Origin of the sequence: Martelella alba (assembly GCF_005217455.1) — a bacterium.
Taxonomy (GTDB): domain Bacteria; phylum Pseudomonadota; class Gammaproteobacteria; order Enterobacterales; family Enterobacteriaceae; genus Acerihabitans.
On the sequence record NZ_SZPQ01000002.1, the window covers coordinates 308,852 to 333,576 of the forward strand.

29 protein-coding genes and 1 pseudogene are annotated in these 24,725 nt (G+C 59.2%); 17 read left to right on the forward strand and 13 right to left on the reverse strand.

Annotated elements, in window-relative coordinates; translation table 11 throughout:
• Positions 1–19: 19 nt before the first annotated feature.
• A pseudogene (locus tag FCN80_RS26670) lies at positions 20–327 on the forward strand (IS3 family transposase); the annotation flags it as partial.
• A gap of 25 nt (positions 328–352) precedes the next feature.
• On the opposite strand, the gene fliE reads toward FCN80_RS26670, so the two are convergent.
• Entirely contained in the window at positions 353–664 is a 312-nt protein-coding gene (gene fliE, locus FCN80_RS03785; protein ID WP_136988551.1) for a flagellar hook-basal body complex protein FliE, read from the reverse strand.
• Positions 665–897: 233 nt separating this feature from the next.
• Between fliE and fliF the strand changes: the two genes are divergently transcribed.
• The 13 genes from fliF to fliR all read left to right on the forward strand — a co-directional run bounded on the left by fliF (position 898) and on the right by fliR (position 11,808).
• A complete protein-coding gene (fliF, locus tag FCN80_RS03790; protein WP_136988552.1) occupies positions 898–2,580 on the forward strand; it encodes a flagellar basal-body MS-ring/collar protein FliF in 1,683 nt (560 codons plus the stop codon).
• 2 nt (positions 2,581–2,582) lie between these two features.
• A complete protein-coding gene (fliG, locus tag FCN80_RS03795) occupies positions 2,583–3,569 on the forward strand; it encodes a flagellar motor switch protein FliG (protein WP_230492466.1) in 987 nt (328 codons plus the stop codon).
• Positions 3,562–4,254, forward strand: a complete 693-nt coding sequence (fliH, locus tag FCN80_RS03800) for a flagellar assembly protein FliH (RefSeq protein WP_136988554.1) — start codon at positions 3,562–3,564, stop codon at positions 4,252–4,254. Before fliG ends, fliH begins: the two co-directional genes overlap by 8 nt.
• Positions 4,251–5,609, forward strand: coding sequence for a flagellar protein export ATPase FliI (fliI, locus tag FCN80_RS03805; protein WP_136988555.1), 1,359 nt, complete (start codon positions 4,251–4,253; stop codon positions 5,607–5,609). Before fliH ends, fliI begins: the two co-directional genes overlap by 4 nt.
• An 18-nt stretch (positions 5,610–5,627) precedes the next feature.
• Positions 5,628–6,068, forward strand: coding sequence for a flagellar export protein FliJ (gene fliJ / locus FCN80_RS03810; protein WP_136988556.1), 441 nt, complete (start codon positions 5,628–5,630; stop codon positions 6,066–6,068).
• Positions 6,068–7,507: a flagellar hook-length control protein FliK gene (locus FCN80_RS03815; RefSeq protein ID WP_230492467.1), complete on the forward strand. Its 1,440-nt coding sequence runs from the start codon at positions 6,068–6,070 to the stop codon at positions 7,505–7,507. The genes fliJ and FCN80_RS03815 overlap by 1 nt, the downstream gene beginning before the upstream one ends.
• A gap of 148 nt (positions 7,508–7,655) precedes the next feature.
• Positions 7,656–8,141 carry a flagellar basal body-associated protein FliL gene (gene fliL / locus FCN80_RS03820; RefSeq protein ID WP_136988557.1) on the forward strand — a complete coding sequence of 162 codons (486 nt, stop codon included), beginning with the start codon at positions 7,656–7,658 and terminating at the stop codon, positions 8,139–8,141.
• A gap of 5 nt (positions 8,142–8,146) precedes the next feature.
• Positions 8,147–9,154 carry a flagellar motor switch protein FliM gene (fliM, locus tag FCN80_RS03825; RefSeq protein ID WP_136988558.1) on the forward strand — a complete coding sequence of 336 codons (1,008 nt, stop codon included), beginning with the start codon at positions 8,147–8,149 and terminating at the stop codon, positions 9,152–9,154.
• Complete coding sequence (gene fliN / locus FCN80_RS03830; protein ID WP_136988559.1) at positions 9,147–9,563, forward strand: flagellar motor switch protein FliN; 417 nt, start codon at positions 9,147–9,149, stop codon at positions 9,561–9,563. Before fliM ends, fliN begins: the two co-directional genes overlap by 8 nt.
• Positions 9,564–9,968, forward strand: a complete 405-nt coding sequence (gene fliO, locus FCN80_RS03835; RefSeq protein ID WP_136988560.1) for a flagellar biosynthetic protein FliO — start codon at positions 9,564–9,566, stop codon at positions 9,966–9,968. It begins immediately after the preceding gene.
• Positions 9,965–10,732 (forward strand): flagellar type III secretion system pore protein FliP, encoded by a 768-nt coding sequence (gene fliP, locus FCN80_RS03840; protein ID WP_373880317.1) that lies wholly within the window; start codon positions 9,965–9,967, stop codon positions 10,730–10,732. Before fliO ends, fliP begins: the two co-directional genes overlap by 4 nt.
• A 24-nt stretch (positions 10,733–10,756) precedes the next feature.
• Positions 10,757–11,026 carry a flagellar biosynthesis protein FliQ gene (fliQ, locus tag FCN80_RS03845; RefSeq protein ID WP_136988561.1) on the forward strand — a complete coding sequence of 90 codons (270 nt, stop codon included), beginning with the start codon at positions 10,757–10,759 and terminating at the stop codon, positions 11,024–11,026.
• A 2-nt stretch (positions 11,027–11,028) separates the two neighbouring features.
• Positions 11,029–11,808, forward strand: coding sequence for a flagellar biosynthetic protein FliR (gene fliR, locus FCN80_RS03850; protein WP_136988562.1), 780 nt, complete (start codon positions 11,029–11,031; stop codon positions 11,806–11,808).
• Between the two features lie 113 nt (positions 11,809–11,921).
• On the opposite strand, the gene flgL is transcribed toward fliR, so the two are convergent.
• The 11 genes from flgL to flgB form a co-directional block, all read right to left on the reverse strand.
• Positions 11,922–12,887, reverse strand: a complete 966-nt coding sequence (flgL, locus tag FCN80_RS03855; protein WP_136988563.1) for a flagellar hook-associated protein FlgL — start codon at positions 12,885–12,887, stop codon at positions 11,922–11,924.
• 48 nt (positions 12,888–12,935) lie between these two features.
• Positions 12,936–14,579, reverse strand: a complete 1,644-nt coding sequence (gene flgK / locus FCN80_RS03860) for a flagellar hook-associated protein FlgK (protein WP_136988564.1) — start codon at positions 14,577–14,579, stop codon at positions 12,936–12,938.
• A gap of 157 nt (positions 14,580–14,736) precedes the next feature.
• Positions 14,737–15,756 (reverse strand): flagellar assembly peptidoglycan hydrolase FlgJ, encoded by a 1,020-nt coding sequence (gene flgJ, locus FCN80_RS03865; protein WP_136988565.1) that lies wholly within the window; start codon positions 15,754–15,756, stop codon positions 14,737–14,739.
• Positions 15,756–16,880, reverse strand: a complete 1,125-nt coding sequence (locus FCN80_RS03870) for a flagellar basal body P-ring protein FlgI (protein ID WP_306767834.1) — start codon at positions 16,878–16,880, stop codon at positions 15,756–15,758. The genes flgJ and FCN80_RS03870 overlap by 1 nt, the downstream gene beginning before the upstream one ends.
• 15 nt (positions 16,881–16,895) lie before the next feature.
• Entirely contained in the window at positions 16,896–17,624 is a 729-nt protein-coding gene (locus tag FCN80_RS03875; protein WP_136988566.1) for a flagellar basal body L-ring protein FlgH, read from the reverse strand.
• Between the two features lie 150 nt (positions 17,625–17,774).
• The gene (gene flgG / locus FCN80_RS03880) at positions 17,775–18,557 is read right to left on the reverse strand and encodes a flagellar basal-body rod protein FlgG (protein ID WP_136988567.1); all 783 of its coding nucleotides are present in this window, start codon (positions 18,555–18,557) and stop codon (positions 17,775–17,777) included.
• Between the two features lie 21 nt (positions 18,558–18,578).
• On the reverse strand, positions 18,579–19,334 hold the full coding sequence (locus tag FCN80_RS03885; RefSeq protein ID WP_136988568.1) for a flagellar basal body rod protein FlgF: 756 nt from the start codon (positions 19,332–19,334) through the stop codon (positions 18,579–18,581).
• Positions 19,335–19,355: 21 nt separating this feature from the next.
• On the reverse strand, positions 19,356–20,558 hold the full coding sequence (gene flgE / locus FCN80_RS03890) for a flagellar hook protein FlgE (RefSeq protein ID WP_136988569.1): 1,203 nt from the start codon (positions 20,556–20,558) through the stop codon (positions 19,356–19,358).
• A gap of 57 nt (positions 20,559–20,615) precedes the next feature.
• Entirely contained in the window at positions 20,616–21,293 is a 678-nt protein-coding gene (flgD, locus tag FCN80_RS03895; protein WP_136988570.1) for a flagellar hook assembly protein FlgD, read from the reverse strand.
• Positions 21,294–21,305: 12 nt separating this feature from the next.
• Positions 21,306–21,710 (reverse strand): flagellar basal body rod protein FlgC, encoded by a 405-nt coding sequence (gene flgC, locus FCN80_RS03900; protein WP_136988571.1) that lies wholly within the window; start codon positions 21,708–21,710, stop codon positions 21,306–21,308.
• 3 nt (positions 21,711–21,713) lie between these two features.
• Complete coding sequence (gene flgB / locus FCN80_RS03905; protein WP_136988572.1) at positions 21,714–22,127, reverse strand: flagellar basal body rod protein FlgB; 414 nt, start codon at positions 22,125–22,127, stop codon at positions 21,714–21,716.
• Positions 22,128–22,314: 187 nt separating this feature from the next.
• Between flgB and flgA the strand changes: the two genes are divergently transcribed.
• From flgA to FCN80_RS03920, 3 genes are all read left to right on the forward strand, one after another.
• Positions 22,315–23,088, forward strand: coding sequence for a flagellar basal body P-ring formation chaperone FlgA (gene flgA, locus FCN80_RS03910; protein ID WP_230492468.1), 774 nt, complete (start codon positions 22,315–22,317; stop codon positions 23,086–23,088).
• Between the two features lie 182 nt (positions 23,089–23,270).
• On the forward strand, positions 23,271–23,570 hold the full coding sequence (gene flgM, locus FCN80_RS03915; RefSeq protein WP_136988573.1) for a flagellar biosynthesis anti-sigma factor FlgM: 300 nt from the start codon (positions 23,271–23,273) through the stop codon (positions 23,568–23,570).
• A 12-nt stretch (positions 23,571–23,582) separates the two neighbouring features.
• Positions 23,583–24,026 (forward strand): flagella synthesis protein FlgN, encoded by a 444-nt coding sequence (locus tag FCN80_RS03920; protein ID WP_136988574.1) that lies wholly within the window; start codon positions 23,583–23,585, stop codon positions 24,024–24,026.
• Positions 24,027–24,124: 98 nt separating this feature from the next.
• Here FCN80_RS03920 and FCN80_RS03925 read toward each other — a convergent pair whose 3' ends face one another.
• Entirely contained in the window at positions 24,125–24,724 is a 600-nt protein-coding gene (locus FCN80_RS03925; RefSeq protein WP_136988575.1) for a flagellar protein FlhE, read from the reverse strand.
• Position 24,725: the final 1 nt, after the last annotated feature.

Consider the following 24,725-nt stretch of genomic DNA (forward strand, 5'->3'; position numbering starts at 1 on the left):
GCTCAATCAGCGCCGGTTCATCAATTTTATGCATGATGCGCGGGTATATGGCCGACGCTTTGGTACTTTCAATGTGGCGGATGATGTTAACCGTGAAGCCCTGGCAATAAAATTGACCTGAATATCCCCGCACGGCGTATCATCCGGGTTTTGGACAAGATCGTGCCAACCCGTGGTTACCCGCTGAAGATACGAATGGATAACGGGTTTCGCTGACGCTGGCTGACGGAAATTAACAGCCCGCGTCCTCATGAATCCTTGAAGAACCTGATGCCGGAAGATTACCGGCTGATAGCGGAAAAACCGGTCCTCTCGAAAAGTGGTTGAAGCCAAAACGGCTGTGCTTACCCCTCTACACCGACATATTCATGATATCCTGGTACGCCGAAACCAGCTTGTTTCTGACCTGCACGCCGGTTTGCAGGGCGATGGAGGATTTTTGCATATCCACCATCACGTCATTCAATCCCACCGACGGACTGCCGACCGCATAGGCCTGGGCTTCCGCGCCGTATTTGTTTTGCGTGGCGCTGATATTATCCAGCGCCGCGCTGAGCTGGGCGGCGAAACTGCCGCCGGCGTCCGGCGTTTCACTGATGCCGCCCGCCGCCCGGGCCGCCTGGCGCAGTTGCTGTAATGCCGACTCGATACCTTGAATGGCCATCTCTTCCCCCTGGTTTTTTTATCAGGCGTTTACCTTAGCAGAAGCCCATGGCGGCTAAGGCGCTAAATAACACCAATTTACCCGGTTATTTCAGCCATCAAATTGCCCGGCAAAGGCAAATAATGACGTTCATCTTTCTATGATGACCGCCGGTTAACCGTTTAGCACAGCAGGGAGAGTGTTTTGTTATCAGCCATTAACCCAAACCGTTCGACTCATGGCGGGATCACGCGATGAATACGGTCAAAAACGGTACTAACGGCCAGAGCAAGAATCCGTTCACGTTATTGCAAGAGCGTCTTCGCACCAACCCGAAAATATCCATCGCCATCGCCGCAGCGGCCGCCATCGCCGTGGTTCTGGTGCTGGCCTTGTGGGCCAGAAGCCCCGATTACCGGGTGCTCTACAGCAATATCGGCGATCGCGACGGCGGTGATATCGTCACCCAGCTTACGCAGATGAACATACCCTACCGTTTCGCGGAACAAGGGACAGCGATAATGGTGCCGGCCGATTCTGTCTATGAAACGCGCCTGAAACTGGCCAGCCTCGGCTTGCCTAAAGGGGGCGCGGTGGGCTTTGAACTGCTGGATAAGGAAAAATTCGGCATCAGCCAGTTCAACGAGCAGATCAACTACCAGCGCGCACTGGAAGGGGAACTGGCCCGGACCATCGAAACACTGGGCCCGGTGCGCTCCGCTCGGGTTCACCTGGCGGTGCCCAAGCCCTCTTTGTTCGTCAGAGAACAGAAAAACCCTACCGCGTCGGTCACGTTGAATCTGCAACCGGGGCGCGCGCTGGATGACGGCCAGGTCAGCGCCATCGTTTATATGGTTTCCAGCAGCGTTGCCGGTCTCCCCCCCGGCAATGTCACCGTGGTGGACCAACAGGGACATTTACTGACCCAGTCCGACGTCAACGGACGCAATCTCAACGCTACCCAGCTTAAGTACAACAGCGAGCTGGAAAGCCGCTATCAGCGGCGGATTGAAAATATCCTGGCGCCCATGGTCGGCAATGGCAACGTGCATGCCCAGGTCACCGCCCAAATCAATTACGACAGTCAGGAACAGACTGACGAACATTATCAGCCCAATGGGGGCGACACCAATTCGGCAATACGCTCCCGGCAAACCGATCAGAGCGAGCAGATAGGCGTCACGCCGCCCGGCGGCGTGCCCGGCGCGTTATCCAACGAACCGGCGCCGGCCGCCACCGCGCCCATAGACCGGCAAGCGAGCGTAACCACCGGCGCAACGGCCGCCGGCAACCGCTCGGGCGCCAACGGACCGACCCGTCCCACCGTGCCCTCCAACACCCATCATGAAGAAACGGTCAATTACGAACTCGATCACAAGGTGGTCCACGTCACCAGTAGCGAGGGCAAGCTGGAGAGACTTTCCGTGGCGGTGGTGGTGAACTATTTGCCGGGCGCCGACGGCAAACCGCCGGTGCCGCTGACGCCGCAGCAAATGACACAAGTGGAAGATCTGACGCGGGAAGCCATGGGATATTCGGCTGAACGCGGCGATAGTTTGAACGTAGTCAATACGCCTTTTGTCAATGCCGAGGACAATGGAGGCGCCTTACCCTTCTGGGAACGCGGTGAGTTCTTTGACGGGCTGATGACCGCCGGGCGTTGGCTGCTGGTGCTGCTGGCGGCCTGGATCTTGTGGCGCAGGGCCGTCCGCCCGCTGGTCAAAGCCCGGCTCGCAACGCCGGCCGTTGAGCCGCCCGCTCCCGCGCCGGTTGAGGATGTGGTCGTGAGGCTCAGCCGGGATCAGCAGGAAGAAAAGAAACGGGCGCAGCAACGTGAAAATACCGAGGCCCGCAGCCAGCGGGTCCGTGATGTGGCCGACCAGGATCCGCGGATCGTGGCGCTGGTGATTCGCCAATGGATGAGCAATGAACAATGACAATGACCGGAACTGAAAAAAGCGCCATTTTATTGATGACATTGGGCGAAGATCGCGCGGCGGAGGTGTTTAAACATCTCTCGGCGCGGGAAGTGCAGCAACTCAGCAGTTCCATGGCCAATATGTCGCAAACCTCGCAACAGCAGTTACTGGAGGTGCTAAAGGAATTCGAGGCGGAATCGGAGCAATTCGCCGCGCTGAGCATCAACGCCAGCGATTTCCTGCGTTCGGTGCTGGTAAAGGCCCTGGGGGAAGAGCGCGCCTCCAGCCTGCTGGAGGATATTCTCGAAACCCGGGAAACCACCACCGGCATGGAAACCCTCAATTTCATGGAGCCGCAGAGCGCGGCGGATCTTATCCGCGAAGAGCACCCGCAAATCATCGCCACCATCCTGGTGCATCTACGACGCACCCAAGCGGCGGATATTCTGGTTTTGCTGGATGAAAAACTGCGCAACGACGTCATGCTGCGCATCGCCACCTTCGGCGGCGTACAGCCCGCGGCGCTGGCCGAATTGACCGAAGTGCTTAACGGGCTGCTGGACGGACAGAATCTTAAACGCAGCAAAATGGGCGGTATCCGTACCGCGGCGGAGATCATCAACCTGATGAAAACCCACCAGGAAGAATCGGTCATTACCGCGGTGCGGGAATACGATAACGAGCTGGCGCAAAAAATCATCGATGAGATGTTCCTGTTTGAGAATTTGGTGGATGTCGACGATCGCAGCATCCAGCGCCTGTTGCAGGAAGTGGAGTCGGAATCGCTGCTTATCGCCCTGAAGAACGCCGCCCCGCCCCTGCGGGAAAAATTCCTGCGCAACATGCCGCAGCGGTCGGCGGAGATCCTGCGCGACGATCTGGCGACCCGCGGGCCGGTCCGCATGTCCCAGGTGGAAAACGAACAGAAAGCCATTTTGCAAATTGTCCGCCGCTTAGCGGAAAGCGGCGAAATGGCCATTGGCGGTGGGGAGGATACCTATGTCTGATGCGTTCAATCACCTGCCCTGGCGGCCCTGGGCCTTAACGGATCTGGCGCAACCGGTACTGCCGCCGGTGCTGCCGGCCCCGCTGGAGCGGACGGTAGAGGACGAAACGGCCCAACAGACGGCCCTCGACGCCTTGCGCGCGAAAATCCAGGCCGATGCGCAGCGCAACGGTTATGACGAAGGTTTCAAGAAAGGCCAGTTGGAAGGCTACCAGGCCGGTTTGCGGACCGGACAGGATGAAGGCCGGCAGCAAGTCCACGCCGAACAACAGCCGGCCATCGCCCAGTTGCAATTGTTGGTCAACGAATTCCAACATACGCTGGACGCGCTGGACAGCGTCATGGCCGATCGTTTGGCGCAATTGGCGCTGTCCGCCGCCAGGAAAGTCCTGGGCCAGGGGCCGACCGACGATGGCGGCGCCATGCTGCAACAAATTCAGCAATTCCTACAGCAAGATGCGCTGATGAACGGCAAGCCCCAGTTGCACGTGCACCCTTCAATGATCCCGCTGGTGGAAAAGCACCTGGGCGCAACCCTGAACTTGCATGGCTGGCGCCTGGTGCCGGATGCCGAGGTGCATGCCGGCGGGTGTAAAGTCGCCTCTCAGGAGGGGGATTTGGATGCCAGCCTGGCGACACGCTGGCATGAACTGTGCCGTCTTGCGGCGCCGGGTAAACTGTCATGACGGCGCGCCTCGGACGATGGCTCAAATCGCTGGATGCTGTTGAACAGCGGCTGGCGGGCACGCCCATGGTGCGGCGCTACGGCCGGCTTACCCGCGCCACCGGGCTTATTATGGAAGCCACCGGTCTGCAATTGCCGCTGGGCGCCTCTTGTCTTATTGAGCGTCAGCACCAGGACGATATTGACGAAATCGATTGCGAAGTGGTGGGGTTTAATGGCGACAAACTGTTTTTGATGCCGCTGGAGGAAGTGGAAGGCATCGTGCCGGGCGCCCGGGTGTATGCCCGGCTACGCGCCGACGGGCAAACCGGCAAGCAATTACCGCTTGGTCCCGAATTACTGGGCCGGGTACTGGACGGCAGCGGTCGGCCGCTGGATGAATTGCCCGCGCCGGACACCGGTTATAGCGATTCACTCACCACCCCGCCCGTTAATCCGCTGCAACGCACACCCATCACCCATGTGCTGGACGTGGGCGTGCGCACTATTAATGCGCTGCTTACCGTGGGCCGTGGTCAGCGTATGGGGTTGTTTGCCGGTTCAGGCGTCGGTAAAAGCGTGCTGCTGGGAATGATGGCGCGCTACACCCAGGCCGATGTGATTGTCGTGGGTTTGATTGGCGAACGCGGCCGGGAAGTGAAAGATTTTATCGATAACATCCTCGGCAGCGCGGGGCTGGAGCGCTCGGTCGTGATCGCCGCCCCGGCGGACGTCTCCCCGCTGCTGCGCATGCAGGGCGCCGCTTACGCCACCCGCATCGCCGAGGATTTTCGCGATCGCGGCTATCATGTGCTGCTTATTATGGATTCACTCACCCGTTATGCCATGGCGCAACGTGAGATCGCCCTGGCGGTGGGCGAACCGCCGGCCACCAAAGGCTATCCGCCTTCCGTATTCGCCCGCCTGCCCGCCTTGGTGGAGCGTGCCGGCAATGGCACATCCGGCGGCGGATCCGTTACGGCTTTTTACACCGTGCTGACCGAAGGCGACGATCAGCAAGATCCCATCGCCGACGCGGCGCGGGCCATTCTGGACGGCCATATTGTGTTATCGCGCCAGTTGGCCGAGGCCGGGCATTATCCGGCTATTGATATTGAGGCGTCCATCAGTCGCGCCATGACCGCCATCGTCACGCCGCAACAAGAACAGCAGGTCAGACAGTTCAAGCAATTGCTATCGCGCTATCAACGCAATCGCGACTTGATAAGCGTCGGCGCCTATGCCGCCGGCAGTGACGCTCTACTGGATCGCGCCATCGCGCTCTATCCGACGATAGAAGCGTTTTTGCAACAAGATATGCACACGCGCAGCAGCTATGGCCAAGCTTGCGAACAATTACAGGCGTTAATGAATTAATCCGGTTGAAGAGGTCCGATGAAAAACCAAACACCGCTGGATATTTTACGCGAACGGGCGAAAGAAGAAGTGGACCAGGCCGCCATCCGCTTGGGGCAAGTGCGCCAATCCCATCAGTCGGCCAGAAACCAGCTGGAGCAATTACAACGATATGAAAACGAATACCGGCAAAAACTGCAACGGGGCATGACCCAGGGAATGGCCTCCGCCAGTTGGTACAACTACCAGCAATTTATCATCACCCTTGAAACCGCCATCGAGCAGCATCGCACTTTGTTGGCGCAATGGAGTCAGCGGCTCCAACAGGCGATTCAGTTTTGGCAGGCCAAGCAACAACGATTAAATGCGCTGATTACCTTGCATGCCCGTAATCTGCGCATCCAGCAGGTTTATGAAAACCGGCAAGAGCAAAAACGCACGGATGAATTCGCCCAACAGGCCTTCGTGAGGAAAAACTAATGATTACCGCAGCTAGCGAGACGATGCCGATAACGGGCGGTAAGGGTATAACCACCGGCGCGGCGACCAGTTCGGCGGATACCAACGATCAAAGCTTCGGCGCCATGCTGGATACCCGCATCGCCGGCAGGCAATCGGCAACCTCCGCCAATGGGCAAGGCGACACCGCCGATAACGGCGCAACCGCCGCCGACACCGGCGAGAAGGCGACCAAGACCCGAACCGATAGCCGGGAGGCGATGCGTGAAGAACGACAGGCAGCGCAGGATACGGCGGTCAGCGATAAAACGGCGGCCACCGGCGACAGCGATGCGCAGCAAGCCAATGCCGTCGATCCGGGCAAGGCGACGACGCAACAACAGACCGGGCAGCCGGATCCGGCCCTTGACGGCAATGCGGCCCAGGCATTGATGGCGCTGCTGGCGCAGGCCGCCGCCGGCGCAACGACCGGCGGCGCGGTCGCCGATAGCGCCGCTTCGGGCGGGACGGTCGGCGCGAACGACAAAGGCGGCGCCGGAGTCAATGCGCTGACGGCCGCCGCGGTCAGCGCTGCCGGCAACAGCGCGCCGCAACAGCCGGATATCGCCGCGGCAAGCGGCGCGTCCACGGCGGACGGCGCGACGGCCAATGCCGCCAAGCGAGCCATACCCGCCGTGTTGCCGGCCGGCGCCAAGGCGGCGGCCGGCATTGTCGATACCGGACAGAAAGACAAAACCGCGTCCGATGGAACGGCCGACAAAAATGCCGCCAAGACCGCCGATACCAGCGGCGGCGCGGCATCGACCGCCCAGACGGCGGATACCGGCGGCAATACCTCGACCGTCGGCGGCCCGACGCAGACCGCCGAGGTACCCACGTTCACGCTGAAAAAGGCCGCTGTCGCCGTCATGGATGAGACATCCTCATCCCGGATAGACGCCCAACCGGCGGCGACGCCCTCCTTAAGCGCCGCCGGAACGAGCGCCGGCACAACGCCCACCCCCGCAAGCGCGCTGATAAGCGCGCAACTGGGTAGCGACGAATGGCAGCAGGCCATCGGCCAGCAGGTGATTATGTACAGCCGCAATGGCCAACAAAACGCCGAGTTGCGGTTACACCCGGAAAGTCTGGGGACAGTGCAGATCAGTTTGCAGGTGGATACCAATAATCAGATGCAAATTCATCTGGCATCCGGACATAGCCAGGTTCGCGCCGCGCTGGAAGACGCCCTGCCCCAATTGCGCGCGGCGCTGGCCGGCAGCGGGATTAACCTGGGACAGAGCAGTGTGGGCGGCGAATCCATGCCCAACTGGACCGCAAGCGGTCAGGACACATCGACGGGCGGGCGCAGTAGCGACGCATTTACCCTTAATGCCATAGCCGGCACGGCCGATAATGGAATAATGCCGACGGCGTCGGCCGTCGTCAGCCGCAACATCGGTATAGATACCTTTGCCTGACGCCGCAAACGGGTGAGCTTAGGCAAATTATCCCGCCTATTCGCCCCATTGAATCGCGCGGCAGACGGGATAATTGTCTATAACAACCGGCATTTAGCGGCATGCGCAAAGGAAATATGTCGTTACGCTATAGGAATACCGAAACGCTATGTCTCAAAATGTGCTTCCTTCGGCCAGGAAACCATCGAAATGGAAATGGGTACTGATCATCATCGTTCTTTTAGCCGCCTGTGGCGCGGGCGGTTATTACTGGTGGCGGCACCCCGAGATCAGTGGATGGATGAAGAGAACCACGACGCCCCCGCCGCCGCCCGCGCCGATTTTTCTGGCGCTGGATACGTTTACGGTAAACCTGGTCAATCCGACCAATGATCCCGAACGCGTATTGTATATCGGCGTGACTCTCCGACTGCCCGATGAAGCGACGCGCAAACGGCTGAATGAATACCTGCCGGCGGTGCGCAGCCGGCTTATCATGCTGCTCTCGCGACAGGATGCGGATGCGCTGGCCAGCGTCCAGGGCAAGCAACAGTTGATACAACAAATCAAACAGGTGCTGAGCGTACCTTACGTCAACGGGCAGGCGGGGCCGGTCGTCGACGATGTGCTGTTCACCGCCTTTATATTGCGTTAATCACTATGAGCGATAGCAACAGCATTTTATCCCAGGCCGAAATCGACGCCTTGCTTAACGGCGATGACAATGTGCAATCACCGGTGAGCAACGGCGTCGATACCGACGTCAAACCCTACGATCCCAATACGCAGCGACGGGTGGTGCGCGAGCGGCTGCAAGCGCTGGAGATTATCAATGAGCGCTTCGCGCGGACGTTTCGCATGGGGTTATTTAATCTGTTGCGCCGCAGCCCGGATATCACGGTCGGCGCCATCAAGATTCAGCCGTACCATGACTTCGCCCGCAATCTTCCGGTACCCACCAACTTGAATCTTATCCACCTCAAGCCGTTGCGGGGCACGGCGTTGTTCGTGTTCTCGCCAAGCCTGGTTTTTATCGCGGTGGATAACTTGTTCGGCGGCGACGGCCGATTCCCGATCAAGGTGGAGGGACGGGAGTTCACCCATACCGAGCAGCGGGTGATCCGGCGCATGCTGAAGTTGGCGTTGGAAGGGTATGAAGATGCCTGGAACGCCATTTACAAACTCAACGTGGAATACGTCCGCGCCGAAATGCAGGTGAAGTTCACCAATATCACCACTTCCCCCAACGATATCGTGGTCACCACGCCATTTCATGTGGAGATCGGGTCGATGGTGGGGGAATTCTATATTTGTATTCCCTTTTCCATGATTGAACCCTTGCGGGAGCTGTTGACGAACCCGCCGCTGGAAAATTCCCGGGTGGAGGATCAGAGTTGGCGGGAAAATCTGGTCAAGCAGGTGCAGCACTCGGAATTGGAATTGGTGGCCAATTTCGCGGAAATCCCCCTTCGGCTATCGGAAATCCTGACATTGTCGCCGGGCGATGTGCTGCCCATCGACAAACCCGACTACCTGATAGCCCATGTGGATGGCGTACCGGTGCTGACCGGCACTTACGGTACCTTGAATGGCCAGTATGCCCTAAGCGTAAAGCAACTGATCAATCCCGTATTGAACTCCCTTGATGAGGAACAGCCCGATGAGTGATCCCAAGAAACCGTCCGGTGAAGACAAGCCATCCGCCGACGATCTGTGGGCTGAGGCATTCAACGAACAAACCGCGGCCAAGGAGCGACCGGCATCCACCGACGGTATCTTCCACCAGTTGACGGCGGACGACGGCAATGGCCCGTTGCAGGATATCGATATGATTATGGATATCCCGATAAAGCTCACCGTCGAACTGGGCCGGACCAAAATGACCATCAAGGAACTGCTACGTCTGTCGCAAGGTTCGGTGGTCGCCCTGGACGGCCTGGCGGGCGAGCCGCTGGATATCCTGATCAATGGTTATCTGATCGCCCAGGGAGAGGTGGTGGTGGTGGCGGACAAGTATGGGGTGCGTATTACCGATATCATCACGCCATCCGAACGCATGCGCCGCTTGAGCCGTTAAATGAGCGCCGCGCCTTTGCAAACCGCCGCGCATACCGGCGCGGCCGCCGCCCAGGGATTTGACGCCGCCGGCGCGCTGGTGCAGATGAGCGCCGCGCTGGGGGGGGTGTTACTGGTTATCGTGCTGGCCGCATGGTGTATTCGCAAACTCGGCCTGACGCCGGCGGCCGGGCAATCACGGCGTCTGAGGCTGCGGGCCAGTTGCGCGCTGGGACAACGGGAGCGCGTGGTGGTGATTGAAGTCGAAGGCACCTGGCTGGTGCTGGGCGTGACCCCGCAGCAGATTACCCCGCTGCATAGCCTGCCGGCGCCGGCAGGGGATGATGACGAAACCCCCTCCGCCCTGGCCGGTGATTTCCGCCAGCGTTTGCGGCAGGTGTTGCTCCGCACGGGAAAAGCACAATGAACATGCATCGGATGCCGTGGATTCCCCGTCCGGGTGTTATAGGGCCCCTGGTCTTGGGATTGTTGTTTGTCGCGCCGCACGCGTGCGCGCAACTGCCGGGTATCATCAGCCAGCCGCTGGCCGGTGGCGGGCAAAGCTGGTCGCTGCCGGTGCAAACCCTGGTGTTTCTCACCTCGCTGACCTTTCTGCCCGCCATATTGCTGCTGATGACCAGCTTCACCCGCATCATCATCGTGCTGGGCCTGCTGCGCAGCGCCATCGGCACGCCTTCCGCGCCGCCGAATCAGGTGTTGCTGGGCCTGTCCCTGTTTCTGACCTTTTTCGTGATGGCGCCGGTGTTCAATAACATTTACGACAATGCCTACCTTCCCCTCAGCGAAAACAAAATCAGTATGCAGCAGGCCCTGGATAAGGGTGCCCGGCCGCTGAAGGCGTTTATGCTGCGCCAGACCCGCGAGGCGGATCTGGCCCTGTTCGCCCGCCTGGCCAATCAGCCGCCCCTGGACGGTCCGGAAGCGGTACCGATGCGTATCCTGGTCCCCGCTTACGTCACCAGCGAGTTGAAAACGGCTTTTCAAATCGGCTTTACCATTTTTATCCCTTTTCTGATTATCGATCTGGTGGTGGCCAGCGTGCTGATGGCGCTGGGTATGATGATGGTGCCGCCGGCGACCATCTCGCTACCGTTCAAACTCATGCTGTTCGTGCTGGTGGACGGCTGGCAATTACTGCTCAGTTCACTGGCGCAGAGTTTTTATACTTAGTCTTATGCTGACACAGGCGACGACATGACTCCGGAATCCGTAATGACCCTTGGCCATCAGGCCATCACTGTGGCGCTGGCGCTAGCCGCGCCGCTGCTGGTGGCGGCATTGCTCAGCGGGCTGATTATCAGCCTGCTGCAAGCCGCCACCCAGATAAACGAAATGACCTTGTCCTTTATCCCGAAAATCCTGGCGGTGGTCGCCACCGTAGTGATAGCCGGTCCCTGGATGCTCAATCTGATCCTTGATTATATGCGCACCCTGTTCACCAGCTTACCCTCCCTTGCCGGCTAACGATGCTGCAGTTGGACACCGCGCAGCTGGCTCTGTGGATCGGCCAGTATTTCTGGCCGTTGGTGCGCATACTGGCGTTAATCGCCACCGCGCCGCTGTTTAGCGAGCCGACCATACCGACACGGATCAAACTGGGCGTTGGGGCGCTGACCACGCTGCTGGTGGCGCCCGGCCTGCCCCCGGTGCATACCACGCTGTTTTCTGTCGCCGGCTTTTGGCTGGTGATGAAAGAGCTGCTGATCGGCACCGCGCTGGGCCTGTCCATGCAATTCACCTTCGCCGCCGTGCGAATGGCGGGGGAAGTCATTGGCCTGCAAATGGGACTGTCCTTCGCCACGTTTCTCGACCCGGCCAGTGGCCTGAATATGCCTATTCTGGCGCAATTGCTCAACTTGCTGGCAATATTGGTGTTCACCAGCCTTAATGGCCATTTGTGGATGATTTCCATCCTGGTCGACAGTTTTCATTCCCTGCCGATTTCCGGCCAGCCGCTGAATGCCAATGCCTTTATGGCCATATGCCGGGCCGGCGGCACCATTTTTATCAGCGGCCTGATGCTGGCCCTGCCGATGATCACCCTGCTGCTGACCATGAATATCGCTCTCGGCCTGCTTAATCGCGTGTCGCCGCAGTTGACGGTATTTGTCATCGGCTTTCCCCTCACCTTGACCATCGGCATTTTGACCTTCAGTTTGCTGCTGCCCTTGTTGGCGCCATTTTGCGAAAAACTGATGGGGGAATCCTTCGATTTACTGGCGGATATTCTGCGCGGCATGTCATAAGTAAAAAAAAAGTATGTCGTCCGGCGGAAACCGGCCGACATACCAAGGGGGCGTATGGCTACACATCCGCCCCAAGGACCCGCCTGAGCCACCGGACGGGTCTGGTGCCCGGTTTAGCTGTTCATTTTGAACAACGAGAGTTGCTGCATTGAATTGAAGGTACTGTATGACGCCTGCAGGGCCGCCTGTTGCATCGTGTAATCGGAGATAGCCTGATACCAGTCGACGCCGGTCAAATCACTTATCTGGGTCTGGTATATGGTGGAACGATCGGTGCCGATGCTGTCCAACGTATCCAGTTCGTTCAGCTTGCTGCCGTTCGACGACTCCACATTCAGCACATTGTCCAGCGCGTTGCTCATGCCCCGGCTGACTTTGGCGATTTGATCGCTATAGTCGTCCAGGGTGGTTTGATCCGCATCGTCCAGCGGCGTATTCAAGGCGGTCAGCGCCAGATTAATGGTATCGAACACATTGGCGACGCTATCGCTGCCATCAGGTTCAGGGGTATAACCGGCCGTCAGGCGATCGAACACATCCGCGCCGGTATCGCTGACCGTCATGGTCCGGCTGCTGTCCACCTGCTGGCTGATCGCCTGATCGCCGCCGACATAGGTCACGTTGCCGTCGGCATCCTCCTCGAACGGCTGACTGTCGGTTTTATAGCCGGCGAACAGATAATTGCCGTTGCTGTCTTTGGTATTGGCCAGCGTCAGCAACTGATCTTTGTAGGATTCCAGCGATGTGGCCAGGGATTGTCGGTCCGAATCACTTAAGGTGCCGTCGCCCGCCTGCACCACCAGCGATTGAATATTGTGATAAACATCGGTTATCTGATCGAGCACCGAGCTTTCCAGGCTCAGGCTGGCATTGGCGGAGGTGCGCGCCGCGCCATATTGATCCCCCAGCGCTTCGACCTGTTTTAAGGTTACCGCCTGCGATGCGGCGATGGGATCATCGGACGGCGTATTGACCCGCTCGCCGGTGGACAGTTGCGTCCCGGTGCTTTGCCATTTGTTATAGGCATTGGTGATGCCGTCCAGGTTTTGCTGATAAATGATACTGGTACTCAGACGCATGGCTAGGATCCTTTGCGCTAATGCTCTTTGTGATATTTTTCCGCCCGGTTAGCCGGCCACCGCCGACAGCAGGGAGTTAAACAAATCGTTGGCCGTGGAAAGAACCTGGGCGTTGGCCTGGTAGTACTGCTGATACCGGGACAAATCGATATATTCCTCGTCAAGGTTGACGCCCGACACCGACTGTTGCTGGGTGGTCAGTTCCGACACGATATTGCTTTGGGCCGTATTGGTGGCCTCGGCATTGCTGGTTTCAGTCCCGATCTTGCTGACCAGCGTGGCGTAAGCGGTACTCAACGTCGACGACCCGCCGACGATTTTGCTGGTTTGCAGCGCCAGCAAAGCCTGGGCGTTGCGGTTGTCGCTCTCGCCGCTGTCGTCGTCGTCCTCGCCGGCGGCGATCTTGGCCGGATCGCTAATGGCCACCGACAAGCTATTGATCACATTGGATACGGTATTGATGGTGTATTTATCGTTGTTTGCCGGCGTACCGGTCACCGTGACGCTTAAGCCATCAAAACTCAGCGTGGTATTGCCGTCCGTATCGGTGCCGACATCGGCATCAATAACGCTGCCGTCGCTTTCCCGGGTCACCTGCCAGCTGCCGCCGGTATACTTGACCGAATAATCGCTGGCCTGTACCTGGGTGGTATCGCTGTAGGCCACCGCCAGGGAGGCATCGCCGCTGTTTTTGGTATTATAGGTGACCGACGGCGAGTCGTAGTCGAAAAACGCCTCGCCGGCATCGCCATTCAAATCAACCCCTTGCTCATGCTGGGCGTTAAAACTGCCAGCCAGACTCAAGGCCATCTGCCCCAGGGCGTTGCGCGCATCGGCCAGCGCGCCGGAACGAAACGACAGTAGCCCGCCGACGCTGCCGGTGGTCAACGTCTTTTCGTCTATTTCCACCGGCGTGCCGGTGCCGCGATCATAGGCAAGGGTGGTTTGCGTGGGATCGGCGCTGGATGGCACCGCCTCCACCTGGTAGGCGCTGTTGCCCTGCACCAGGGTCAGGCCGTTGCCGAAGGTGATATTAACCGAATTGTTATCCTGAACGCTGGCGTTGACGCCGATAATATTGTTGAGCTCGCTAACCAGTTCGTCCCGTTGATCCAGCATGGAGTTGGGCGCGTCGCTGCCCCCCGCCCGCACGATCTGCTCATTGAGATTGGCCAATTGCGTGGCGTAGTTATTGATTTGGTCGGCGCTGGAGGACAGGGACTGATTGATGGAATCGTCCATGGTCTGCAAGTAGCTATCGGTGCTCTTGAACTGATTGACCAGCGTATTGGCGCTGTCGATGACGGTCTGGCGGGCGGAGCTGTCCGAGGCATTATTGGAGAGCGACTGGAGACTGGTGAAAAAGTTGCTCATCATGGTGGACAAGTCGGTATCGCTACTGGACATCATGTCATCAATTTGCGAGATCTGGTTGTAATAGCTATTGGACGCAGCGGCGGCGGTGGAGGCGGAGCGCAATTGACTGACGATCAGCGAATCATAGGCCCGGCTGACGCCGGTAACGGACACCCCATTGCCGGTGGTGCCCGAGCTTATTTGCTCGGCAAGCTGGGTTGTTTCGCGATTATAACCGGTCACCGCCGAGTTGGTGATATTGTTTCCCACCGTATCCAGGGCGATCTGGGCTGCCTTGATACCGCTCGCGGCAATATTGCTTAAAGAACTGGACATTGCGTTTCCTTTTTAACGGGGGATGATGCATCGCCGCGCGCCGTCAGCGACGGCGATGAACTCCGCTGTTACTTATATCGGCCGCGGCGCGCCAAACTTGAGCGTCACGGACGAAAAGCCGCGCCCAGCCCGGCGGACCCGCGCGCCGGTCTGCGCCCTAAAACAAGTTGCCCAGATCATGGGTATAGGCGGTCACTACATGGCGCGCGGCATTTTTCAGTTGGCCGATAATCTGCACCAGTTTGGCGCCGTAGTCCGGATCGGTGGCATAGCCCGCCCGCTGCAAGGCATACGCGGCGGCTTCCGGCCGGCTGGCGCTGACGACGCCGCGATAGCGGGGATTTTCGGTCAAAAGATGGATGTAGTCGTTAATGGCGTCGACATAGGAATCGTATACCCGAAACCGTTGTTGTACCTTAATCGGCTGGCCGTTCTGGTATTCCGTGGTGGTCACGGTGGTGGTCTTGCCCCGCCAATCGCCGGTGGCTTTGATGCCAAACAGGTTATAACTGGGCTTGCCGTCGGCGGTGGGAATTTCCCGCCGCCCCCAGTCCGACTCCAACGCCGCCTGCGCCAGGATGAGATGGTGGGAGATGCCGCTTTGCCGGCTGGCGACCATGGCCGGCACGCTCAGTCGGTCGGTAAAGTGGCGACTGACCGCCGAGCTGTCTTGCCCGTCGTCGTCACCGTCCGGATAAGAGGGGTCATCATTATGGCGGGAAAATCCGCTCCACATCGGCGGCGGCGCCAGCGGCGTTAAGACCGCGTCCTGGCCGACGCGCAACGGGATATCCGCCGCCGTCGGCTTATCGGCCGCGGCAGGCACGGCCGGCTTATCGGTCCCGGAAGGGGCGGCGCCATCGGCGGCCGGCGTGAAACGGCTAAGCTGCCGGACCATCTGGTCGGCCAACCCCAAACCTTTACCCGTTAATTGCTGGGCAACCTGTTGATCATACATGGATGTATACATGTCCGCCTGGCTGCTATCCAACAAACCGCCCTTGGGAATGGCGGCGCGCATGCTCTTTAGCATCATCTGCACGAATACCCCCTCCACCTGGCGGGCCACCGCCTTGATAGCCTGGGGGGTAGAGGACGCCGCCTGGTTGCGCAGCTTCTGCAACGCATTGGCGTCATAGGCGGCGGAGCCCAGATCAAAAGCGCTATCAAGCTTCATCAGATAATCTCCAATGTCGCCTGCAAACAGCCGGCGCTATGCATTGCCTGTAGAATAGACATCAGATCGTTGGGCGTGGCGCCCAGGGTATTCAATGCCCGGATAACGCTGCTCAGGCTGGCGCTGGATCTGACGTTTTTCAAGGAGCCGCCGCCCTGGTTGAGGGATATCTGCGTTTGCTGGGTAACCACTGTTTGCCCGCCGGCAAGCGGCGTGTTGGGCTGGCTGACGTTTTGCTGGTTGTTGACCACCACCGACAGGGAACCCTGGGCCACGGCGCAATTATCCAGCATCACATTGCGGTTCATGACCACCGATCCCGTACGGGAGTTGATGATGACCTTGGCATCCATTTCGCCGACATTGACATTGATATCTTGAATTTCGGACAAAAACCGCACCTGGGCGGTGTTATCGGCCGGCAATTGCAGCACGATGGTGCGCGCATCTACGGCCTTGGCGGTCGCCATGCCGTTCATGCCATTGATGGCGTCGCTGACCCGTTGCGCCAGGCTGAAATTTTCCTCTTTGAGGGTCAACGTCAGCGTGCGGCTGGTGCCGAAACTGCTCGGCAGTTCCCGTTCAATCACCGCGCCGCCGTTGATACGGCCGCCGGCCAATTGATTCACCTGTACCCGGCTGCCGCCGGACGAGGCGCCGGCGCCCCCCACCAGCAAATTGCCCTGCGCCAGGGCGTAGACCTGATTGTCCGCCCCCTTCAGCGGAGTCATCAGCAAGGTGCCGCCACGCAGGCTTTTGGCCGATCCCATGGATGACACCACCACATCGATTTTCTGGCCGGCGCGGGCGAAAGCCGGGTATTCGGCGGTCACCATGACGGCGGCGACGTTTTTTAATTGCATATTGGTGCCGGACGGCACCGTGATACCCAATTGCGATAGCATATTGGTCAGGCTTTGGGTGGTAAACGGCGTTTGGGTGGTCTGGTCGCCGGTGCCGTCCAGCCCCACCACCAGCCCATAGCCTATCAGGGGGTTGTCCCGCACTCCCTGGATATCCACCAGATCGCGCAATCGCTCCGCCCCGGCCGGCGCCGTGATCATCACCAGCGCCAGTACCAGAACGCGCCAGTAGCGACAAAAATGTGAGGCTGTCATCCACATACTGATATCACCTGCCTAGAAAGGCGCAATATTGAGGAAGAAACGCTGAAGCCAACCCATCTGCTGCGCTTCATTGATGTAGCCTTTACCCACGTACTCGATACGCGCGTCCGCCACCTGGGTCGAAATCACCGCATTGTTGCCGTTGATGGTCCGAGGATTGACCACGCCGGAAAAACGAATGTATTCCGTACCCTGATTGATGGCGATCTGCTTCTCGCCCACCACTTTCAGATTGCCGTTGGCCAACACCTGATCGACGGTCACGGTGATGGTGCCGGTGAAGGTATTTTGCGCCGACGCGCCGCCCTTACCGGAGAAATCATTGGTGCCGGTGGTGTCCAAATCAACCTTGCCGTTGCCGATCAAACCATTGAGCGCGGTGGGCGCGGTGGGAACCGACAGCGTGCCGCTGCCCTTGCGATCGGCGCTGGCGCTTGAGCTTTTGGACGCGCTGACGTTTTCTTGCAGGGTGATGGTCAGGATATCCCCGACATTGCGCGGCCGCCGGTCCTCGAACAAGGGCTGATAGCCGTAATTCATCGGCTGTACCGCCTGAAAGATGGAGCCATTGGGAACCGGTGGGATGGCCGGCGCGGGCTCCGCCGTCGTCTGGCCCTTAACCAGCCTGTCGTGGGGTACATAGGCGCACCCCGCCAGCAACATGGCCAGTAGCAACGACAGCCTTGTCGCCGCCCCGGAGCCGGCCGTCCGAGACCTGAAAACGATCTTTGCTAGATTCATAAACTTCGTATCATCCTGACGGTTAGGCTGTTGTGCCGCATCGCCTTTTTGTTACATCGTCACTTATTTGTTACAGCGTCACAATTTAGCCCAATTGAACGGGAACCGTTATGGGCGTTAGGCGGAACACACGTTAGCCGCTGATGGCGATTACATTTGCGTCAATTTCTGCAGCATATCGTCAGAGGTGGTAATCGCCTTACTGTTGATTTCGTAAGCGCGCTGAACCTGGATCATATCCACCAGCTCTTCCGCGACATTGACATTGGAGGTTTCCACGTAGCCCTGGTAGAGCAAACCCGCGCCATTTTGCCCCGGATTGGATTCGGTGGGCGCGCCGGAACTGTCCGTTTCCTGATAAAGGTTCTCCCCGAGGCTTTCGAGTCCGGCCTCGTTGATGAAATTGCTCAATGTCAATTGCCCGACCTGTTGCGCGTTGGTTTGTCCCTGAACCGTCACGCTCACCGCGCCGTCGCGGGCGACGGTAATGGTCAGGGCATTGCTGGGGATCGTGATGGCCGGCTGAATCGGGTATCCGCTGGCCGTCACCAGTTGTCCGTTCTGGTCCACCTGGAAAGAACCGGCGCGGGTATAGGCGGTGGTGCCGTCCGGCATAAGTACCTGGAAAAAACCTTTACCGTTGATGGCCAAATCCTTGGACTCGGAGGTCTGCTCCAGATTGCCCTGACTGAACAGCCGTTCAGTGGAGACCGGCCTGACCCCGGTACCCAGTTGCAGGCCGGAAGGCAGGTTGGTCTGGTCGGAGGATTGCGCGCCGGGCTGGCGAACGGTCTGATACAGCAAGTCTTCGAATACCGCCCGTTGGCGCTTGAATCCGTTGGTGCTGACGTTAGCCAGGTTATTGGATATCACATCCATATTGGTCTGCTGCGCATCCAGGCCGGTTTTGGAAATCCATAAAGAACGGATCATCCGTTGGTACTCCCAGGTTGATTAACTGAACGAAAGCAGCTCATTGGCATGTTCCGCATTCTGATCGACATCGGTGATCACTTTCATCTGCATTTCGAAGCGCCGGGCGTTGTCTATCATGTCCACCAGGGTTTCGGCGGTATTGACGTTACTGCCCTCAAGGGTGCCGGGCATCACCTTGATGGTCTCGTCATCGGGCAGCGCGCCGCCCGTTTGGGCGCTGGCCGCGGCGGTAAGATGAAACAGGCCGTCGTCGCCGCGCTCCAGTTGACCGGCATCGGCCCGGACACGCTTTAACTGGCCCACCTCCTCAACGGTATTCGGCTGATCGCCGTCGCCCAGCGCCGATACGGTGCCATCCGTGGCGAGGGTAACGGTGGCTTGGGTGGGCACCACCAACGGACCGTTCTGCCCCACCACGGGATAGCCGTCAATCAGCAACTGTCCGGTGTTATCCACCTGAATATTGCCGTTGCGGGTATAGGCTTCCTGGCCGTTGGGCAGTTGCACGGCCAGCCAGCCCTGATCCTGTACCGCGACATCCAATGGCCGCCCGGTACTGTTTAGCGGCCCTTGCGTCATCAACGATCCTGGAGTGGAGGCCACCGACAGCGTCCGGGTCGGCAGGGTTTCGCCGTTAATGGGCACCGCCCGCATGGCCGATAACTGCGCGCGAAATCCGGTGGTCGAGGCATTCGCCAGGTTATTGCTAATGATCGCCTGCTGATCAAGGGTTTGGCCGGCGGCGTTCATCGCGGTATAAATTGCATGATCCATGGGCTGGGTCCGTTAGGGGGTTTAGCTCATGCTGACCAGGGTCTGCATAATGGTGTCCTGCGCCTTGATGGTTTGCGCGTTTGACTGGTAATCTCGCTGGGCGACAATCAGATTGACCAGTTCCTGGCTTAAGTTGACGTTGGAGCTTTCCAACGCGCCGCTGGTCAAGGAACCGAAATTGCCGCTGCCGGCGGTGCCGAGAATGGCCTGACCCGAGGCGGCGGTGGCGCTCCAGACGTTATCGCCCTGCGACGACAAGCCCTGCGTGTTGGCGAAGTTGGCCAACACGATTTGCCCGAGCAGTTGGGTTTTGCCGTTAGAATAGGTCCCGGTTATGGTGCCGTCGTCGTTGATTTCGTATTTGGTCAGATCGCCGGCGGTATAACCGTCCTGGTTCTGGCTGCTGACGCTGCTGGCGCTGGCGTATTGTTGCTGGGTGCCGCTGAAATCGATGGAGAAACTGTCGGCATTGGCGCCGTTGATGCCGTTGGTGTTGATGGTAAACGACGTCGTGCCGGTCAAGGTGCCGTTGGCGGTAAAATTCAAGGTGCCGAGATCCTGGTCCGTGGCGGTGCTGTCGCTGCCGTCGACGCAGTGTACCTCCCAGGCATTATCGCCGGTCTTGACGAAATACAAGTTCAGGTTATGCGGGTTGCCCAGACTGTCATAGGTGGTCAGCGGCTCGGAATAGCTATAGGTGGAGGAATCGTTGGGATCGAAAGTCGTGGTTATCGTATCCGCGCTGGAGGTCAGATTCAGCGCCATGGTGGCCGACGTGGTTGCCTGCGCCGCTATCCCGGTGGTAGGGATGCTAAGGTTGACCGGATTGGCGCCCTGCTGGATAGTCGGCGGATTGCCGGAAGCGGGATAGCCGGTGACATACATGCCGGTGCTGGTCATCAGGTTGCGGTTGTCATCCAGGGTCAGTTCCCCATCGCGGGTGTAATACACTGAACCGCTGGAATCCACCACCCGGAAGAACCCATTATTGGAGATGGCCACATCCATGCCGTTATCGGTGGTGTTCACCGTACCGTCATTGAAATTCTGCATGACCGAGGCCACTTTGACCCCCAGCCCGACTTGCGAACCGGCATAAACATCGGCGAACGACACGCTGGATGATTTGAATCCGCTGGTTTCCGAGTTGGCGATATTGTTGCCGATAACGTCCAGATTACTGGACGCCGCATTCAACCCGCTTATCGCTTGAGAAAAACCCATAACATTCTCCTGTAAAATCACGGCGGGATGCCGGAGTGAAGCGGCCCCCCCAGCCGGTTAGATGATCTGCTTGACCTTGTCGAGGGTCACGTTGCCCGCCAGGCCGAGGTTTAATTCGGTCGTACCGCTGGTGTTGGTGTTTACGCCGTACACTGCGGCATATTGCAACGCCGTGGCGTCCACGCTGCTGCCGGCCGAGTTGCTGGCGGCAACCGAGAAGGTATAGGATCCCTCCGGCACCGCGGTGCCCGAATCATCGGTGCCGTCCCAGGTAAAGCTATGCACGCCGGCGCTTTCGGCGCCGATTTGCACCGTGCGCACCGTGTTGCCGCTGGAATCCTTGATTGTCACCGTGGTGCTGTCGGCGGCATCGCTGAGCTCAAAGCCGAACGGCGTGGTGGAACTGTCGCTGCCCACCAGAATGGCGTTGCCGTCAATCATCACGCCATGCCCCACCAAGGTGGAAGCCTGTAGGTTCTGCGATGTATCCAGTTGTCCGGAAATCGATCCCAGGGTGGTATTCAAATTCTCAATACCGTTGAGCGTGCTAATCTGCGCCAATTGCGTGGTCAGTTGCGAGTTGTCCATCGGATTGGTCGGATCCTGGTTTTGCATTTGCGCGACCAGCAGATTAAGGAATTCGTTTTGCAAATCGGCGCTGGTATCGCCGGTCGTACTGCTGGTGGACACCGTGGTATTGTCCACCGGGTCGTTCATACTCACTGCGACGCCCATGTCGTCCTCCGGTTATTGGCCCAGTGTCAGGGTCTTTTGCATCAAGGATTTGGCGGTATTCAACACTTCAACATTAGCTTGGTAGCTGCGCGAGGCCGACATACTGTTGACCATCTCATCCACCACGTTCACGTTCGGCATCCGGACATAACCGTTGGCGTCGGCCAACGGATTGCCCGGCTGGTAAACCAGTTTGTCCGGCGCCGGCGATTCCACCACGCCGCTGACCCGCACGCCGCCGATTTCCTGACCGGCCGGCGCCGCCACCTGGAACACCACTTCCTTGGCGCGATAAGGCTGGCCGTCCGGTCCGGTCACGCTGTCGGCGTTGGCCAGATTACTGGCGGCCACGTTCAGCCGCTGCGATTGGGCGGTCAATGCTGAACCGGAAATCGCGAAAATCGATGTCATTCCCATGGCTTATGACTCCTGGAGTACCGACAGCATATTTTTGATTTGTCCGCCCAGTACCGCCAGATTGGTCTGATATTGCAGGCTGTTGTCGGCGAAGGCGGTTCGCTCGCGATCCATGTCGACGGTATTGCCGTCAAGCGCCGGCTGATCCGGAACGCGGTACATCAACTGACTGACCGGCGAGGTCGATGCGGACGCTTCAATATGGCGCGGGGAGGTGAGCGTGAGGGAAAGGCTTTCGTCATCGGCCCGCCCCTGAGTCAGCGCTTTTTGCAGTTCACTGGCGAAATCGATATCGCGCGCCTGATAACCCGGCGTATCGGCATTGGCGATATTGGCGGCCAGTATTTCCTGCCGCTGCGCGCGTAAATTCAGCGCCTCCTGCTGGAAACGCAAGGCGGCATCCAATTTATCAAGCATGATTTTTCCGCAGATCCATTATGATTCACGCATGCCAGCTTAGACGCTTCGCCCTGTTGCCTATCGTCGGAATAAGCATGAATTGCAGCGCTATTTTACCCATTGGCCCGCCACGGAATCAGTACACTGTATCGACCGGCCTTGCCGGGGTGTTTTTGATGATGACGGCGGACAAATTCTGGATACTATGACGGATGACAGGCAGGATCAGGACACAGACGGCACGCTGCGGCCGACTTTAGAGCCCGTGCGCGTCAGCGGCGCGACACGCGGCCGCCGACCGGGCGCTTCGGCAACGGGCAAACGTTGCCGGTTGGCAATGGCCGCGGGATTGTGGCTGGTCTTCGCCGGCGCGAACGCCGCCGATACGCTGACCGGCCCCCTTACCGCCTTTATGCTGCGGCAGTACGCCTCGCCGCCGACATCCCTGACCGTTGTGCTGAAAACGCCGGCCGCGCAATTGCCAACCTGCGATAATCCTCAGTTTATGCTGCCTTCGCGCAATCGTATTTGGGGCAATATCAGCGTCGCCGTGACCTGTGGCGCGCGAAAACGCTATGCGCAGGTTCTGGTCAAAGTGACCGGCCGTTATCTGGTGGCCGCCCGCCCCATCGCCGATGACCGGCTACTGACGGCGCAGGATATCGCCTGGCGTACCGGGCGGCTGGATATGATGCCGTCCCTGCCGCTGATGGACGTAAACGCGGCCATCGGCAGTGAAAGCGTCCGGGCGATAGGCGGCGGACAACCGCTGACCGCCGCCATGCTGCGCCGCCCCTGGCGGGTGACCATCGGCCAGCCGGTACAGGTGCTGGCCCAGGGCGCCGGTTTTGCGGTGCAAAGCGCCGGCAAGGCCATGAATAATGCGGCGGTCAATGATGATTTGCGAGTCCGTATGGAATCTGGACAAATCGTCAGCGGCCAATTGTTGCCGGACGGCAGCATCCATGTTGTGTTATAACTTTCCGGAACCCTCGAGACCCGGCGATTTTCGGGCCGCGCGGCGGCAAATGGCGCGCGAAGGCGGCCAGCCCGGAGGCGACCTGAAGGTTGACGAATATAAATCGTTAAAGGTTTGACGGGTTCATCCGATAACTGAGGCATTCCTCCCGTGCAACAAAATATGACCATAAGCGAGGCTGTATGAGTATTGATAGTACCCGCCCGATTACCCCACTGACGCCGATCCAGGGTTCGGAAATCGGTACTGTTCAGCCGCAAAAAAACAAATCCGGCGATTCCGGCGCCATCGGCGGACAAACCCAGGTCAATCTCAGCGACGCCCAGGCGCGTTTGCACCAGGCGAGCAGCGAGGATATCGACAGCGCCAAGGTAGAGAGCCTGAAGGCCGCCATCCGCAATGGCGATTTGAAAGTCGACACCGGCAAAATCGCCGATGCGCTGATTGCCCAAACGCAGTCGATGCTTAACGGGCAGGATTGATCAAGCGACGACATGAACGATCTTGAGCTCATCTGCGCCAAAATGCTGGGTATCCTACAGCAATTGGAACTGATACTGGTTGAAGAGCAGCGCCTGCTCAGCGCCGGCCGCGTCAATGCCGCGTTGCTGCATCGCGTAACGGAAAACAAAAACGAAGAACTGGCCACGCTTCAGCACGCGGATAGCTTGCGGCAAAAGACGGCCCTGATACGCGGGGCGGGACAGCCGCCCTATGAGGCCTATCCCGAATTGCAACGGCTATGGCAGTCTATCCGGCAACTGACGGAAAAGCTCAGTCACGATAATTTTCGCAACGGTTTACTGCTAAACCAGCACTTACAACACAACCAGCAGATTCTGGCGGTACTGGAAGAACGCCAAATCCAGCGTCGCCTTTATGGTCCCGACGGCCAGTCCCAAAGCAGCCATATTCTCGGCCGCAAATTCAGCGTCTGATCCCCCTTCTCGCCCAGCGCATGGCCGTCGGCGACCATGCCGGCAAGCGCCGGCCACCCGGCGTCGATGCGGCTTGCCCGTTGGTCCGACGGCCATCCCTAATCGCCGTTACGGTAGTTCACCAAAATCTGATAACGGGTCACCACCACCGGCGGAACCAATGTCCCCCGGCCGGGCAGCGCCAATTCCAATACCGCCGGCCCGCCGGCCGGCCACATCGTCCAGGCATCGCTGCGTCCCGTCGGCGCATCCAGCGGCCGGCATCGCTCCGACAGACACAGGCGCAGCGTCATGCCGGCGGGTAAAGGCCGGAGTGTCTCCACCCGCCAATAAACCGACGTCACCCGCGCATCGGACGGTATAGGCACCGTCGGGCGCAGCGGCAGGCTGCTTACCACATAATCGCGCTGATTGACCGTCAGCATTCGCCCTTCGGCCGACCAGCCGCCATCGGCGCGGCCGGTGATGGACTTAATGCCCGGCGCGCGGACGGTGGGCCGGGCGGCGCCGGATAACGGCGCGGACGACGGAGGGGCGGCGCCGGACGCCGCTTTACCGGCGACGAGCGGTTCGATACCGGCCGGCAACGCTTTTTCGGCCGCGTCGGACGGCGGCATCAGCAATAGGCCCGCCAATGCGAACAGTCCAACCCTGTCTGCCGCCCGGCGCGTCATTCCCGGCCGGCCGGTCGCGGTCATG